At 72.0% G+C, this 14,223-nt stretch carries 16 protein-coding genes; all 16 read right to left on the bottom strand.

The window, feature by feature from the left end; genetic code table 11:
- Nucleotides 1-47 precede the first annotated feature (47 nt).
- The 16 genes from lgt to rpoZ all read right to left on the bottom strand — a co-directional run bounded on the left by lgt (nt 48) and on the right by rpoZ (nt 14,174).
- Nucleotides 48-1,052 (bottom strand): prolipoprotein diacylglyceryl transferase, encoded by a 1,005-nt coding sequence (gene lgt / locus ACIPVB_RS11905; RefSeq protein ID WP_400369162.1) that lies wholly within the window; start codon nt 1,050-1,052, stop codon nt 48-50.
- Nucleotides 1,053-1,062: 10 nt separating this feature from the next.
- Nucleotides 1,063-1,854, bottom strand: coding sequence for a tryptophan synthase subunit alpha (gene trpA, locus ACIPVB_RS11910; protein WP_400369163.1), 792 nt, complete (start codon nt 1,852-1,854; stop codon nt 1,063-1,065).
- Nucleotides 1,851-3,194, bottom strand: coding sequence for a tryptophan synthase subunit beta (gene trpB / locus ACIPVB_RS11915; protein ID WP_400369164.1), 1,344 nt, complete (start codon nt 3,192-3,194; stop codon nt 1,851-1,853). The genes trpA and trpB overlap by 4 nt, the downstream gene beginning before the upstream one ends.
- Nucleotides 3,191-3,967, bottom strand: a complete 777-nt coding sequence (trpC, locus tag ACIPVB_RS11920) for an indole-3-glycerol phosphate synthase TrpC (RefSeq protein ID WP_400369166.1) — start codon at nt 3,965-3,967, stop codon at nt 3,191-3,193. Before trpC ends, trpB begins: the two co-directional genes overlap by 4 nt.
- A gap of 2 nt (nt 3,968-3,969) precedes the next feature.
- Nucleotides 3,970-4,200, bottom strand: a complete 231-nt coding sequence (locus tag ACIPVB_RS11925; RefSeq protein ID WP_400369167.1) for a DUF6704 family protein — start codon at nt 4,198-4,200, stop codon at nt 3,970-3,972.
- A 243-nt stretch (nt 4,201-4,443) separates the two neighbouring features.
- The gene (locus ACIPVB_RS11930; RefSeq protein ID WP_400369168.1) at nt 4,444-5,031 is read right to left on the bottom strand and encodes a Trp biosynthesis-associated membrane protein; all 588 of its coding nucleotides are present in this window, start codon (nt 5,029-5,031) and stop codon (nt 4,444-4,446) included.
- On the bottom strand, nt 5,031-5,369 hold the full coding sequence (gene hisI / locus ACIPVB_RS11935; RefSeq protein WP_056231816.1) for a phosphoribosyl-AMP cyclohydrolase: 339 nt from the start codon (nt 5,367-5,369) through the stop codon (nt 5,031-5,033). Before hisI ends, ACIPVB_RS11930 begins: the two co-directional genes overlap by 1 nt.
- Nucleotides 5,366-6,130, bottom strand: a complete 765-nt coding sequence (gene hisF / locus ACIPVB_RS11940) for an imidazole glycerol phosphate synthase subunit HisF (RefSeq protein WP_400369170.1) — start codon at nt 6,128-6,130, stop codon at nt 5,366-5,368. The genes hisI and hisF overlap by 4 nt, the downstream gene beginning before the upstream one ends.
- Nucleotides 6,130-6,972, bottom strand: a complete 843-nt coding sequence (hisG, locus tag ACIPVB_RS11945; protein ID WP_400369171.1) for an ATP phosphoribosyltransferase — start codon at nt 6,970-6,972, stop codon at nt 6,130-6,132. The genes hisF and hisG overlap by 1 nt, the downstream gene beginning before the upstream one ends.
- 85 nt (nt 6,973-7,057) lie before the next feature.
- Nucleotides 7,058-7,321 carry a phosphoribosyl-ATP diphosphatase gene (locus ACIPVB_RS11950; protein ID WP_094732978.1) on the bottom strand — a complete coding sequence of 88 codons (264 nt, stop codon included), beginning with the start codon at nt 7,319-7,321 and terminating at the stop codon, nt 7,058-7,060.
- A 188-nt stretch (nt 7,322-7,509) separates the two neighbouring features.
- Nucleotides 7,510-8,181 carry a ribulose-phosphate 3-epimerase gene (gene rpe, locus ACIPVB_RS11955; RefSeq protein ID WP_400369173.1) on the bottom strand — a complete coding sequence of 224 codons (672 nt, stop codon included), beginning with the start codon at nt 8,179-8,181 and terminating at the stop codon, nt 7,510-7,512.
- A gap of 46 nt (nt 8,182-8,227) precedes the next feature.
- Nucleotides 8,228-9,598, bottom strand: coding sequence for an RsmB/NOP family class I SAM-dependent RNA methyltransferase (locus tag ACIPVB_RS11960; protein WP_400369175.1), 1,371 nt, complete (start codon nt 9,596-9,598; stop codon nt 8,228-8,230).
- Nucleotides 9,595-10,512: a methionyl-tRNA formyltransferase gene (fmt, locus tag ACIPVB_RS11965; RefSeq protein WP_400369176.1), complete on the bottom strand. Its 918-nt coding sequence runs from the start codon at nt 10,510-10,512 to the stop codon at nt 9,595-9,597. The genes ACIPVB_RS11960 and fmt overlap by 4 nt, the downstream gene beginning before the upstream one ends.
- 52 nt (nt 10,513-10,564) lie before the next feature.
- Nucleotides 10,565-12,547: a primosomal protein N' gene (locus ACIPVB_RS11970; RefSeq protein WP_400369177.1), complete on the bottom strand. Its 1,983-nt coding sequence runs from the start codon at nt 12,545-12,547 to the stop codon at nt 10,565-10,567.
- Between the two features lie 64 nt (nt 12,548-12,611).
- Complete coding sequence (metK, locus tag ACIPVB_RS11975; RefSeq protein WP_400369178.1) at nt 12,612-13,805, bottom strand: methionine adenosyltransferase; 1,194 nt, start codon at nt 13,803-13,805, stop codon at nt 12,612-12,614.
- Nucleotides 13,806-13,919: 114 nt separating this feature from the next.
- The gene (gene rpoZ, locus ACIPVB_RS11980; RefSeq protein ID WP_055837405.1) at nt 13,920-14,174 is read right to left on the bottom strand and encodes a DNA-directed RNA polymerase subunit omega; all 255 of its coding nucleotides are present in this window, start codon (nt 14,172-14,174) and stop codon (nt 13,920-13,922) included.
- Nucleotides 14,175-14,223 lie beyond the last annotated feature (49 nt).

Raw genomic sequence — 14,223 nt, forward strand, 5'->3', positions numbered from 1 at the left:
CCGTCCTCACGTTGATGCTTCGAATGGGACGACGTCGGCCCAGAGTGTTAGTTCGTGGCGGGGCTGCTTGTGGCGCTGGTGCCGACGGTGTCGCTCGTCGCGGGCGGCTCGCTCACGTCGACGAAGTCAGAGGGGTCGCCTGAGTCTACAGCCCCCGGAGCCGTGGACTCGCGCCCGGGCACGTAGGGCGAGGGTTCGAGGCCCAGGTGGCGACGCGACTGCACGATGAAGATGACGATGCCGAGGATCACACCGAAGATCGCCGCCCAGACGTTGGTCCGCAGGCCCAGGATGATGTCGCTCGGGTCGACGCGGATCGACTCCCACACGATGCGGCCGGCGCTGTACCAGACCAGGTAGATCGCGAACTGCTTGCCCCACTGCAGGGTGAAACGCCGGCCCACGTAGAGGATCACCGCGGCGCCGAGCAGGTTCCAGATGACCTCGTACGCGAAGGTGGGGTGGAAGAGCGTGCCGGCGGGCAGACCGACCGGAATGGCCGGGTTGCCCGCGGCGATCTCGAGGCCCCACGGCAGGTCGGTGGGCTGGCCGAAGAGCTCCTGGTTGAACCAGTTGCCGAGGCGGCCCATGGCCTGCGCGATGATCAGGCCGGGGGCGAGCGCGTCGGCGAAGGTCCAGAAGCGGATGCCGGTCCACTTGCAACCGAGCCAGGCGCCGATCGCGCCGCCGATGAGGGCGCCGTAGATGGCGATGCCGCCCTCCCAGATGGCCCAGACCGATCCCGGCTCGAAGATGTTCCACGGGTTCGACCCCGGCCCGAAGTAGAAGCCCAGGTGGGTGACGACGTGGTAGATGCGCGCCACCACGATCGCCAGCGGGATCGCCAGCAGGCAGATGTCGATGACGACCCACTTCTCGGCGCCGCGACGCGTCAGACGCGCGTTCGTGAGGAACATCGCGACGATGATGCCCGCGACGATGCACAGAGCATAGAAGTGGATGCGGAGCGGACCGAGATCGACGAAGGAGATCGTCGGGCTCGGGATGCTGGCGAGCACGCCGGAGGCGGCGCTCGTGAGGGCGAACGTCATGCAGACGAGTCTAGGCGCGCTTCGCAGCGCCCGCGGACAGCTCCTTCGCGAGCGAGGAGAGCGCCTCCACGCCGCCGTCGCGCAGGGCTTTCACCAGCGCCGTGCCGACGATCGCACCGTCGGCGTACTCGACGACGCCGGCCACCTGCGCGGCGTTCGAGATGCCGATCCCCACGCACGCGTTCTCGGCTCCGAACGAGCGCAGGCGCTCGACGAGGTGGCGGGCGGCGGCATCCAGTTCGGCCCGTTCCCCGGTGATGCCCATCGTCGACACCGTGTACACGAAGCCGGTGGACGCATCGACGATCATCTTCAACCGCTCGTCCGACGAGGTCGGCGCGGCCAGGAAGACCCGGTCCAGGCCCGTACGCTCGCTCGCGGCGATCCACGACGCGCCGGCGTCCGGGGTGATGTCGGGGGTGATGAGCCCCGCTCCCCCGGCCGCGACGAGATCGTCGGCGTAGCGGTCGACGCCGTACTGCTCGACGAGGTTCCAGTACGTCATGACGAGCACCGGTACCTCGGTGCGCGCGGTGACCTCGCGGATGATCGCGAACAGGTCGCGCATGCGGAAACCGTTGGCCAGCGCCGTCTGCGTCGCCTCTTGGATGACGAGGCCGTCCATCACGGGATCGCTGTAGGGAGGCCCGAGCTCGATGACGTCGGCACCCGCCTCGGCCAGGGCCACCGCCGCCTCGATGCTCGTGGCGACGTCGGGGTAACCCGCGGGGAGGTAGCCGACGAAGGCACCACGGCCCTCGGCGTGGGCGGCGTCGATGGCCGCCGAGACGCGGGAGGTCACAGCTCGACTCCCGCGCCGCTGGCGGCATCGGGGGCCGGGGTGACCTCGACGGGAGAGCCGGGGGCGGATGCCACGGCCTCGGCGGCACGCGTCTGAGCGGCACCCTCGGGTGCGTCGGGCGCGTGCGCGGCGTCGTAGAGGTCGAAGTAGCGGGCGGCGGTGTCCATGTCCTTGTCGCCACGACCCGACAGGTTGATCGCGATGACGGCATCCGGACCCAGCTCGCGCCCCACGCGCAGGGCTCCGGCGAGGGCGTGGGCGGACTCGATGGCCGGGATGATGCCCTCGGTGCGCGAGAGGAGACGCAGGGCCTGCATCGCCTCGTCGTCGGTGGCGGGGATGTACTGCGCGCGACCGATGTCGGCGAGCCACGCGTGCTCCGGCCCGACGCCCGGGTAGTCGAGGCCGGCCGAGATCGAGTGCGACTCGGTGGTCTGACCGTCGTCGTCCTGCAGCACGTAGGTGCGGGCGCCGTGCAGCACGCCGGGGCGGCCCCGTCCGATCGAGGCCGCGTGCTTCGGGGTGTCGACCCCGTCGCCGGCCGCCTCGACGCCATACAGGGCGACACCCTCGTCGTCGAGGAACGCGTCGAACATGCCGATCGCGTTCGATCCGCCGCCGACGCACGCGAACACGGCGTCGGGCAGGCGGCCCAGCCGGTCGAGGAACTCGGCGCGGGTCTCTTCGCCGATGACCTTCTGGAAGTCGCGGACCATGGCGGGGAACGGGTGCGGCCCCGCGGCGGTGCCGAAGATGTAGTTGGTCGTCTCGACCGAGGCGACCCAGTCGCGGTAGGCCTCGTTGATGGCGTCCTTGAGGGTGCGCGAGCCCGTCGTGACGGGCACGACCTCGGCGCCCAGCAGACGCATGCGGGCGACGTTCAGCGCTTGACGCTCGGTGTCGACCTCGCCCATGTAGATGACGCAGTCCAGACCGAACAGCGCAGCGGCCGTCGCCGTCGCGACACCGTGCTGACCGGCGCCGGTCTCGGCGATCACGCGCGTCTTGCCGAGGCGTTTGGTGAGCAGCGCCTGGCCGAGCACGTTGTTGATCTTGTGCGAGCCGGTGTGGTTGAGGTCCTCGCGCTTGAGGAAGATGCGGGCGCCTCCCGCGTGCGCGGCGAAGCGCGGCACCTCGGTGAGCACGGACGGGCGACCGGCGTAGTCGTGCAGGAGCGCGCGCAGCTCGGTGTGGAATTCCGGGTCCGCCATGGCCGACTCGTAGACCTCGGTCAGCTCGTCGATCGCCGCGATGAGCGACTCGGGCATGTAGCGGCCGCCGAAGTCGCCGAAGAACGGCCCCTTCTGGTCGCGCAGCTTCTGCGTGGGCAGGGTGGTCATGACGTCTCCTGAAGGAACGCGCGAAGGGTGGCGACCGGGTCTCCGGTCACCAGGGCCTCGCCCACGAGCACCACGTCCGCGCCCGCGGCGCGGTAATGGGCGACATCGGCGGGGGCGAGGACGGCGGACTCGGCGATCTTGATCGCGTCCGCAGGGAATCGGTCGGCCAGCGACCCGAACAGGTCGCGGTCGAGTTCGAAGGTCGAGAGGTTGCGCGCGTTGACGCCGATGAGCTTCGCGCCCAGCTGCGACGCGCGGTCGAGCTCGTCGGCCGAGTGCGTCTCGACCAGAGCCGTCATGCCCAGCTCGGTGACGAGCGTGTACAGCTCGGCGAGCGTCTTCTGCTCGAGCGCCGCCACGATGAGCAGCACCAGGTCGGCCCCCGAGGCGCGGGCCTCGAGCACCTGGTACGGCGTGGCGATGAAGTCCTTTCGCAGCACCGGGACGCTGACCGCGGCGCGGACCGCTTCGAGATCGGCGAGGCTGCCCTTGAACTTGCGCTGCTCGGTGAGCACCGAGATCGCCGACGCCCCGCCCTCCTCGTACAGGCGTGCCTGACGCGCGGGGTCGGGGATGGCCGCGAGATCACCGCGCGAGGGGCTGGCGCGCTTGACCTCGGCGATGATCTTGACCCGGTCGGCGGGGGCGAGCATCGCCAACGCGTCGCGCGCGGGCGTCTGCGCGAGGGCGTCGCGCTCGACGTCGGCGAGCGAACGCGTCTCTCGACGCTGCGCGGCGTCCTCTACCGCTCCGGCCGTCAGATCGGCCAGCACGGTCAGTGCGCCTTCGGGTTGGACTTCGCGCCGTTCGCGCCGTAACCGGCCTTCGTCATGATGAAGCCGACGAGCGCACCGACCACGAGCAGACCCACCGACGCCCACACGAGCACCGGCATGTCGAGCCAGAAGAACAGCGTGCCGAGCGTGAAGGCGACGAGCATGATGATCACGGCCGTCCAGGCGGCGGGCGAGTGTCCGTGGCCGGGATCGCCGATGGGGTTGCTCATGGGGCTCCTAACAGTCGCGCGCGAGCGCGGGGGAAAGCGTCGCGACCAGTCTATCCAAGCGTGCGGCGGCTCTCCCGCCGACGTCTCGATGTCGCGAGGTCGGCCTCGGCGGTGGGGTCGTGTCGCGGTCGAGGCGCCGGCGAGGAACGCGGTTTCTTCCGAGACACGCGGTGTCGCGGCGTGTCTCGGAAGGATCGGCGTTTGTCGCGAGGGGGTGGGGCGGCGGGGCTCAGGCGGTGGGGCTCAGGCGGTGGGGTCGTCGCCACGCGAGAGATCGTCCCACGAGTCGATCGCGTCGTGCGGACGACCGGTCTCGGCGCCCGCCTCGGCGGCGGTGCGGTACTTCCGGCTCGCGCCCGAGGCCCACCGTCGGGCGGTCACGAGGGTGAAGACGGATGCCGCGGCCAGCACCACCTGGGCGAGGAGCGTCAGCGTGGGCCACGGCGTCAGCGACAGGTCGGTGACGAGGGAGGCGACGGCATCCGTCCCCGAGATGCCGGTCGCGTCGGTGATCGTCGCGGCCGTCGCCGAGATCGGTGGCGCGACGAGCAGCTGGACGGCGCCGACACCCACCAGTGCGGCGATGACGGCCCCCAACGCGCCGAAGACGTAGCGCAGCACCGGCCCGACGATCGACAGCGCGGCCCCCAGCGCGAGTGCCGCCAGGCTGAGCGGGGTGAGCACCGGGAGCGCTTCGGCGCCCGGGACGGCGAGGGTCTGCTGGGCTCCGTCGTCGAGCGTGACGTCGATCCACGTCTGCGTCGACGCGATGACCCCGACGGCTCCGGCGAGGAGCATCGCGAGCACCGCGGTCGAGCGCGCGCGTCGCATCAGCGCTCCCCCACCACGGGGTGAAGGTCGTCGGCGTCGAAGCACGTGTGGTCTCCGGTGTGGCACGCGGCACCGATCTGGTCGACCTCGATCAGCAGCGTGTCGCCGTCGCAGTCCAGGCGTGCGCCCTTGACGAGCTGGATGTGGCCCGACGTGTCGCCCTTGCGCCAGTACTCCTGGCGCGAGCGCGACCAGAACGTCACGCGCCCGGTGGTGAGCGTGCGGTTCAGGGCCTCGGCATCCATCCACCCCACCATCAGCACCTCGCGCGAGTCGAACTGCTGGATCACCGCGGCCACCAGGCCGTCGGCGTCGTACTTCACGCGGTCGACGCTCATCGGCGCACCTCGATCCCTTCGACGGCCATCGCGTCCTTGACCTGTCCCACGGTGAGCTGACCGGAGTGGAAGACGGATGCCGCCAGCACGGCGTCGGCGCCGGCCTGCACCGCCGGGGCGAAGTGCTCCAGCGACCCGGCGCCGCCGGAGGCGATCACGGGCACGGCGGCCACCTGGCGCATGAGGCGGACCAGCTCGAGGTCGAAACCCTGCCTGGTGCCGTCGGCGTCGATGGAGTTGACCAGGAGCTCCCCCGCTCCGCGCTCGACCGCTTCGCGCGCCCAGGCGAGGGCGTCGAGCGTGGTCTCGGTGCGGCCGCCGTGGGTGGTCACCACGAAACCCGAGGGGGTGGATGCCGCCCGCTTGACGTCGAGCGAGAGAACGATCACCTGCGCGCCGAAGCGGTCGGCGATCTCGTCGATCAGCTCGGGGCGGGCGATCGCGGCCGAGTTCACGCCGATCTTGTCGGCGCCGACGGCGAGCAGGCGCGCGACGTCGTCGCTCGAGCGCACGCCCCCGCCGACGGTGAGCGGGATGAAGACCTGCTCGGCCGTGCGACGGACGACGTCGTAGGTCGTGGACCGCTCGTCGACCGTGGCGGTGACGTCGAGGAAGGTGACCTCGTCGGCGCCCTGCGCGAAATACAGTTGGGCCAGCTCGACCGGGTCGCCCATGTCGCGCAGGTCGAGGAAGTTCACACCCTTGACGACGCGGCCCGCGGCCACGTCGAGGCAGGGGATGACGCGACGTGCGAGGGTCATCAGAGCCTCGCGGCGAGGATCTCGGTGACCAGGATCGCGCGCGCGCCGATCGCGTAGAGGGCGTCCATGACCTGGTTGACGTCGCGACGGGGGCTCATGACCCGCACGGCGACCCACTCGGGGTCGCGCAGCGGCGAGATCGTCGGCGACTCCAGTCCCGGGGCGACCGCGACGGCCCGCTCCACCAGTGCGGCGGGCAGGTCGTAGTCGATCAGGACGTACTTGCGCGCGGCCAGGACGCCGCGCAGACGGCGCAGCAGCGTCTCGGTGCCCTCGGCCTCCTGCGGCCCGGCGATCAGCACCGCGTCGCTCTCGAGGAGCACCGGGCCGAAGATCTCGAGACCCGCCTGGCGCAGGGTCGTCCCCGTCGACACGACGTCGGCCACGGCATCCGCCACTCCGAGCTGCACGGCGGATTCCACCGCGCCGTCGAGGGGGACGATGTCGACGGCGATGCCGCGCTCGTCGAGGAACGCGTCGACCAGGCCCGGGTAGGCCGTCGCGACGCGCAGGCCCTCGAGGTCGGCGATGTCGGTGAAGCGGCCGGGACGACCGGCGAAGCGGAAGGTGGAGCCGGCGAAGCCGAGCGACTCGACCTCGCGCGCGCCGGGCATGCGGGCGTCGAGCAGCAGGTCGCGGCCGGTGATGCCGACGTCGAGGGCCCCCGAGCCGACGTAGGTCGCGATGTCACGGGGACGCAGGTAGAAGAACTCCACCTCGTTCACGGGGTCGACGGTGTACAGGTCTTTCGAGTCGCGACGTCCGGTGTACCCGGCCTCCGAGAGCATCTCGGCGGCGGTCTCGGCGAGCGACCCCTTGTTCGGCACGGCGATTCGCAGCATGACGGGGCTTTCGTGTGGGGTGAGCTGTGGGCGGCTGGCGGCGCGCCGCACGGGCGGCGGCGGGCCTTCGGGGCGGGTGGTCGGCTCAGAGATGTCGGTAGACGTCTTCGAGCGACAAGCCCTTCGCGAGCATGAGGGTCTGCAGGTGATACAACAGCTGCGAGATCTCTTCGGCCGCGGCCTCGTCGGACTCGTACTCGGCGGCCATCCACACCTCGGCGGCCTCTTCGACGATCTTCTTGCCGATCGCGTGCACGCCCGCGTCGAGCTGCGCGACGGTGCCGGACCCCTCGGGTCGCTCGACGGCCTTGGCGCTGAGTTCCGCGAACAGGTCGTCGAATGTCTTCACCCCTCCAGGGTATCGGGTCGGCGGGGGTGGGGCTGTCCGCGGGAGCTCGGGGTGCCGCGCCCGCCGCGCTGCTCCGGAGGGTGCGGATCCGGCGCGTCACGTATCTGCCCTCGATAAACGCCGTTCGTCGCGAGACACGCTGCGACGCGGCGTTTCTCGCGAGGAACGGCGTTTATCGGGGAGGGGTGTCAGTGGCGGTGACGCGCGGCGGAGGCGCGCAGCGACGCGATCGCGCGATCGGGGTCGTCGGCACCGAACACCGCGGAGCCGGCGACGAAGGTGTCCGCCCCCGCCTCGGCGGCCTGGGCGATGGTGGATTCCCCGATGCCGCCGTCCACCTGCAGCCACACGCGCGAGCCGCGGCGCTTCGCCTCGTCGGCGAGAGAGCGCAGCTTGGGCATCGTCTCGGGCATGAAGGACTGCCCGCCGAAGCCGGGCTCGACCGTCATGACCAGGATCTGATCGAACTCGTCGAGCGAGTCGAACAGGTTCTCCACCGGGGTGCCGGGTTTGACGGCGACGCCCGCGCGCGCGCCGATCGCCCGCAGGCGACGTGCCAGCGCGACGGGCGAGGCCGCGGCCTCGAGGTGGAAGGTGACGGATGCCGCACCCCGTTCGGCGTATTCAGGAGCCCACCGATCGGGGTCGTCGATCATCAGGTGCACGTCCAGCGGCACCGGGCTGGTCTCCTGGATGCGACCGACCATCTGCGGGCCGAAGGTGAGGTTGGGGACGAAGTGGTTGTCCATCACGTCGACGTGGACGAAGTCGGCCCCCGCGATGCGGGCGAGCTCGGCCTGCATGTTCACGAAGTCGGCGGCCAGGATGCTCGGGTTGATGCGCGGGGCGTCGGTAGGCACCCGACCATTATGGGCGCGGGGGGTGGCCGCGCCCACCGCCGCCGGATCAGCGCTTGCGCAGCAGGGCGATCGACATCGCGTCGGTGCCGTGCCGGTGCGGCCACAGCTGCGCGCGCAGCGAGCCGTCGACCTGGTCGGGAAGGTCGATCTCGTCGACCGCGATCGCCCGCACCACCGCTCGGGCGTCGAGCTCTTCGCAGGCGTCGCCCCGCTCGCGCTTGACCTCGGCGAGCACTCCGCTGGTCTCGGCAAGATGGGGCGAACACGTGACGTAGGCGACCACGCCTCCCGGGGCCAGGGCGTCGAACGCCGCGAGCACCAGCTCGAGCTGCAGGGCGGTGAGGTCCGGGACGTCGGCCGGCGTCTTGCGCCACCGCGCCTCGGGCCGGCGGCGCAGGGCTCCGATCCCGGTGCACGGCGCGTCGACGAGGATCCGGTCGTAGAGTCCCGCCGCACGGGCCGCGCGCTCGCGCCCGTCCTCTTCGCTCACCTCGATCTCGAGGGGGACGGATGCCACGGCCTGGCGCACCAGTCCGGCGCGGGCCGGAGCGATCTCGTTGGCGTCCAGCCGTGCGCCGTGGGCCAGGGCTTCGGCCGCGAGCAGCGCGGTTTTGCCGCCGGGCCCGGCGCACAGGTCGAGCCAACGCTCGCCCTCCCGCACCGGCAGGGCGCGACTGAGCGCGAGGGCGGCCAACTGCGAGCCCTCGTCCTGCACGCGGATCCGGCCCTCGGTTGCGCGGATGAGACCCTCGGGGTCGCCGCCGCGGGTGGTGAAGGCGCCGGGGGCGAACCGGGCGGGGGTCGCCTCGTCGGGGACCTCGGCCAGTCCCGGCAGGGCGATCATCGCGACCCGCGGGGCGACGTTGTCGGCCTCGAGGAGTCCGGCGAGCTCCTCGCCGCGTCCCTCGGCGGTCAGTGCCCGGCGAAGGGCCCGCACGATCCACACGGGATGGGAGGTGGCCAGACCGATCCGCTCGTCATCGCTGCGCGCACCGGCCGTGATGCGCTCCATCCAGTGGCCGGGGTTGTCGCGTGAGACGCGGCGCAGCACCGCGTTCGCGAATCCCGCGGCGCCCCGCCCGCCCCCGTGCCGACGCGCGAGCTCGACGGACTCGTTGACCGCCGCGTGCGAGGCCACCCGCGTCGACAGCAGCTGGTGCACGCCCAGGCGCAGCGCGTCGAGCACGGCCGGATCGATCCGGTCGACGGTGCGGTCGGCCGCGGCGGCGATGATCGCGTCGTAGGTGCCACGGCGACGCAGCGTGCCGTAGGTCAGCTCGGTCGCGAGCCCGGCATCCTTGGCATCCAATCCCATCCGCGCGATCGCGTGCGGCAGCAGGAGATTGGCGTAGGCCTCGTCGGCCGAGACCGCCCGCAGCACCTCGTACGCGGCCGAGCGCGCTCCCTGCACGCTCATGAACCGAGCTCCGGTTCGTCGGTGCGAAGGCCCCGGAACCAGTCTCCCGCGCTCATCGCCGCCTTCCCCGCGGGCTGCACGCTCTCGAGCCGCAGCGGCGTCGTCCCGGTGCCCACCACGACGTCTCGTCCGAATGCCACGACCCGGCCGGGGGGAACGGGCGGGGCCTCGGACGCCGAGGCGCGCAGCACCTTGAACCGCGCGCCGTCGAAGGTCGTGTGCGCTCCGGGTTCGGGAGTGACCCCGGCGATGCGATGCAGGAGGGACGCGGCATCCCGGGTCAGATCCAGGGCGCCGTCGTCGAGGGTGAGCTTGGGGGCGAGCGTGGGTTCGCCGGACTGCGGCGTGGCCCGGGCGGTGCCGTCGGCGATCGCGTCGACGACGCGCGCGAGCAGCGGTGCGCCCAGGTCGGCGAGGGCCTCGAGCACCTCGGTCGACGTCGCGCCCGCGGGGATCTCGTACCGCTCCTCGGCGAAGACGTCGCCGGCGTCGAGGGCCGCGACCAGCTGGAACACGCTGGCGCCCGTGACCGTGTCGCCCGCGATCAGCGCGCGCTGGACGGGGGCGGCGCCCCGCCACTTCGGCAGCAGCGAGAAGTGCAGGTTGATCCACCCGTGCGTCGGGGTCGACAGCAACGGCTCCCGCACGAGACCGCCGTAGGCCACGATGACGCCGAGAGCCGGTTCGAGCTCGGCGATGCGCGCGGTGGCCTCGGCGTCGAGTCGGTCCGTCTTGACGACCGGGATGCCGAGCTCCTCCCCCGCCTGTGCGACCGGTGACGGCGTGAGCACGCGCTTGCGCCCGAGCGGCGCATCGCCGCGCGTGACCACGGCGGCGATCTCGTGTCGACCCGCGGCCAGGTGCCGGAGGGAGGGGACGGCGACGGCGGGTGTGCCGGCGAAGACGAGGCGCATGGTTCTCCTCAGGCTCGGGATCGTGCGGGATGGGCGGCGGGTGCGCGCCCGCTCAGAGGTCGGGCTCGGGGATGTCGAGACGGACTCTGAGCGTACTGCGGGGGCGGGGGCCGCGATCCTTGTGCGATTTCCGGGCGCGCAGGGCGTCCGCGATGACACCGGCGCGCAGCGCCTCGGCGACGACGCGCCCGTGCGCGTAGTCGAACCGCACCAGGGCGCGCGAGGTGGGGATGTCGGCATCGCTCGAGGTGTCGACCGGACCGAGGACGGCGAGGGCGTCCAGGTCGGGCACGCTCTCGCGCAACAAGGTCAGGAGGGTGTCGACGCTTCGGGCGTGTCCGTCGACGCTCGCCACGCGCACGGCCGGCGGCATCCGCAGCGGGACGCGGTCGGCGAGCTCGGCGCGCGCGTACGACGGTTGGGTCCACGTCGCCAGTGCCCGGGCCACCGGTCCCGCGACCCCCACCAGGTGGACGGGGGCGCCCGGGGCGGCGAGGGCGGCCGCATTCGACCACCAGCGCAGACAGTGCTCGCCGATGCGCAGCGCCTCGCTCTGCAGCATCCGGTCCCCGTCGAGAAGGATGACGGCGCGATACCCGCCTCGGGCGAGGGGCTCGGCTCCGCGCGTGGCGATCACGAGTGCGGGTGACGCGTCGACCTCGGCGACGGGGTGCGCCCCGTCGGCCACGATCACCCGGGTGTGGGGGAAAGCCCGACCGAGCTCGTCGGCGGTGCGCTCGCTGCCCGAGGAGGCCATGCGCAGTTTGGCCGAGCCGCAGTGACCGCAGGCCCACGCGTGGGCGCTGCGCCCGCACCAGGAGCACACGGGCACCGCGCCGGGCCGGGCAGCGCGAAGGGGTCCGGCGCAGTGCGGGCAGCGAGCGGGTCGACGGCAGTCCGCGCACACGAGCGAGGGCGCGTACCCGGGACGCGCGACCTGCACGAGGACCGGTCCGTGCTGCAGGGCTTCGCGGGCGGCCGCGAACGCCGAGGACGGCACGCGGGACTGCCGCTGCTCCCCCTCTCGCGTGGCGCTCAGCACGACGCGCGGGCTCGGACGGCGCGCCTGGGTGATCTCGCGGACGTAGCCCACGTCGACGAGCCGCTGCACGTCGCTCGTGCGGGTGTGCCCGGCGAACAGCAGCGTCGAGTGCTCCAGCTCCTGGCGGACCAGGGCCGCGTCCCGCGCGTGCACGCCCGGGGCCAGCGGTTCCGAGAGCAGGGAATCGCCGTCGTCCCAGATCGCGACCAGGCCCGTGTCGTGCGCCGGGGCGTAGACGCCCGAGCGGCGTCCGACGACGATGCACGGGACGGGCGCGAGGGTCCGCAGGTACTGCGCGTAACGTGCCGGCCCCGACTGGTCCGCGTCGTCGCGCACCACGGCCTCGGGTGCGACGAGTTCGGCGAGGGCGGCGAGCAGCTGGGCCTGATCGCGGTAGTCGGGGACGACGAGCACGGCGCTGCGCCCGCGGGCGAGCGTGTGGACCGCCGCGGCCGCGAGCAGATCGGCCCACGCGCCCCGCGGCAGTTCGGCGTGCGGACGCGGAGGTGCGTCGACGGCCACGCGCTCACCCGCGTCGAGGGCGGCGGCGAGCCCCGGGTAATCCGCCAGGGTCGCTACCGCCCGCTCCCGCGCGGCGGGAACGACCTCGGGCGTCGCGGGTGCGGGGGCCGCGGCCCACGCCTTCTCCGCGCGCACCATCCGCTTGGGCACGGCGAGGCGCAGGATGTCGCTCACCGAGCCCGCCGCCCGGTCGGCCACGCGGCGCGCCAGCGTGTACAGGAACTCGGGCAGCACCGGCAGGGGTGAGATCACGGCCTCGACGGCCGACAGGGGGCGCTCGGTGCCGTCGTCGGCGACGACCTCGACGACGAAGGCGTCCATCATGCGCCCCGCTGAGCGCAGTGGCACCTTGACGCGGACGCCGGGGGCGACGTCGGCGACGAGGGGGTGCGGGACGACGTAGTCGAACAGCCGGTCGAGCTGCGGGACGGGCGACTCGAGCTGCACGCGCGCGACGCGACGCTCGCTCACGCGGGAACGCTCATCCGGCCGGGCGCGGCGGGGCCGCGAGCGGGGCGCACTCCCCCACCCACGGTCAGAGCCCGGCGGCCGTGCGCAGCTCGTCGACGCGGTCGGTGCGCTCCCAAGTGAAGTCCGCGAGCTCGCGGCCGAAGTGGCCGTACGTGGCGGTCTGCGCGTAGATCGGGCGCAGCAGGTCGAGCTGTTCGACGATGGCCGCGGGGCGCAGGTCGAACACCTCGCGGATCGCGCGGACGATGACGTCGTCGGCGACGTGGGCGGTGCCGAACGACTCGACGTACAGGCCGACGGGATTGGCCTTGCCGATCGCGTACGCGATCTGCACCTCGAGACGGTCGGCGAGTCCCGCCGCCACCGCGTTCTTGGCCACCCATCGCATCGCGTAGGCCGCGGAGCGGTCGACCTTGGACGGGTCCTTGCCGCTGAAGGCGCCGCCGCCGTGGCGCGATGCTCCCCCGTAGGTGTCGATGATGATCTTGCGCCCGGTGAGCCCCGCATCGCCCTTGGGCCCGCCGATGACGAAGGGACCGGCCGGGTTGATGTAGTACTTCACGTCGGGCAGCTCGAGACCGGTCTCGGCGAGCACCGGATCGATGACGGCGGCCTGCACCTCGGCGCGGAGGTCTTCTTGCGAGATGTCGGGGTGGTGCTGGGTCGACAGCACGACCGAATCCACCGAACGCGGGACGAGGCCGTCGTACCCGAGCGTGACCTGGGTCTTGCCGTCGGGTCGGAGGAAGGCGAGCTGCCCGCTCTTTCTCACGGATGCCAGCCGCTCGGCGATACGGTGCGCGGTCCACGCGGCCATCGGCATGAGCTGCGGAGTCTCGTTCGTGGCGAAACCGAACATGATGCCCTGGTCGCCGGCGCCCTGCAGGTCGCGGGGGTCGACCGAGCCGCGCTCGCGCTGTTCGAACGCCTTGTTGACCCCGGCGGCGATGTCGGAGGACTGCGCGCCGATCGACACGCTCACCCCGCAGGAATCACCGTCGAAGCCGGTGTCGCTCGAGGTGTACCCGATGCTCGTCACCACGTCGCGCACGATCGCGGGGATCTCGACGTAGGCGCTCGTGGACACCTCGCCGGCCACGTGGACGAGTCCGGTCGTGACGAGGGTTTCGACGGCGACACGACCGGAGGGGTCCTCGGTGAGGATAGCGTCGAGGATGCTGTCGGAGATCTGATCGCAGATCTTGTCGGGGTGTCCTTCGGTGACGGACTCGGACGTGAACAGGCGCAGGTCGGTCAAGACGACTCCGGGGCTTCGAGGGCGGGGACGGACACGAGTATGCCCCGGGTGGCGGTGAGCCGCCCGGGGCATCGTCACATCTGTGAACAGATCACGAGAGTGCGCGGCTGTGGATCACTCCGCGGCGCGCAGGCGCAGCTTGTCTTCGTGGATCTCGTGCAGCGCGATCGTGAGGGGCTTGTCCTCGACCGTGGAGTCGACCAGCGGGCCGACGTTGTCGAAGAGGTTTCCCTCGTGCAGGTCGGAGTAGTAGTCGTTGATCTGTCGCGCGCGCTTGGACGCGTAGATCACGAGCTGGTACTTGGAGTCGACCTTGTCGAGCAGCGCGTCGATGGGCGGGTCGATGATGCCCTTGTCACGTCCGGCCATGGGGAACCTCCTGGTTCGGCGGATGGGGTGGATGCGGCGCGACGAGCGC

Origin of the sequence: Microbacterium sp. NPDC090007 (assembly GCF_044748345.1) — a bacterium.
Lineage (GTDB): Bacteria > Actinomycetota > Actinomycetes > Actinomycetales > Microbacteriaceae > Microbacterium.

What these genes read in the sequence shown, in the direction of transcription:
- lgt (WP_400369162.1), bottom strand. Translation starts at nt 1,052, where the DNA reads ATGACGTTCGCCCTCACGAGCGCCGCCTCCGGCGTGCTCGCCAGCATC.
- trpB (WP_400369164.1), bottom strand. Translation starts at nt 3,194, where the DNA reads ATGACCACCCTGCCCACGCAGAAGCTGCGCGACCAGAAGGGGCCGTTC.
- ACIPVB_RS11925 (WP_400369167.1), bottom strand. Translation starts at nt 4,200, where the DNA reads ATGAGCAACCCCATCGGCGATCCCGGCCACGGACACTCGCCCGCCGCC.
- ACIPVB_RS11930 (WP_400369168.1), bottom strand. Translation starts at nt 5,031, where the DNA reads ATGCGACGCGCGCGCTCGACCGCGGTGCTCGCGATGCTCCTCGCCGGA.
- hisI (WP_056231816.1), bottom strand. Translation starts at nt 5,369, where the DNA reads ATGAGCGTCGACCGCGTGAAGTACGACGCCGACGGCCTGGTGGCCGCG.
- hisF (WP_400369170.1), bottom strand. Translation starts at nt 6,130, where the DNA reads ATGACCCTCGCACGTCGCGTCATCCCCTGCCTCGACGTGGCCGCGGGC.
- hisG (WP_400369171.1), bottom strand. Translation starts at nt 6,972, where the DNA reads ATGCTGCGAATCGCCGTGCCGAACAAGGGGTCGCTCGCCGAGACCGCC.
- ACIPVB_RS11960 (WP_400369175.1), bottom strand. Translation starts at nt 9,598, where the DNA reads ATGAGCGTGCAGGGAGCGCGCTCGGCCGCGTACGAGGTGCTGCGGGCG.
- fmt (WP_400369176.1), bottom strand. Translation starts at nt 10,512, where the DNA reads ATGCGCCTCGTCTTCGCCGGCACACCCGCCGTCGCCGTCCCCTCCCTC.
- rpoZ (WP_055837405.1), bottom strand. Translation starts at nt 14,174, where the DNA reads ATGGCCGGACGTGACAAGGGCATCATCGACCCGCCCATCGACGCGCTG.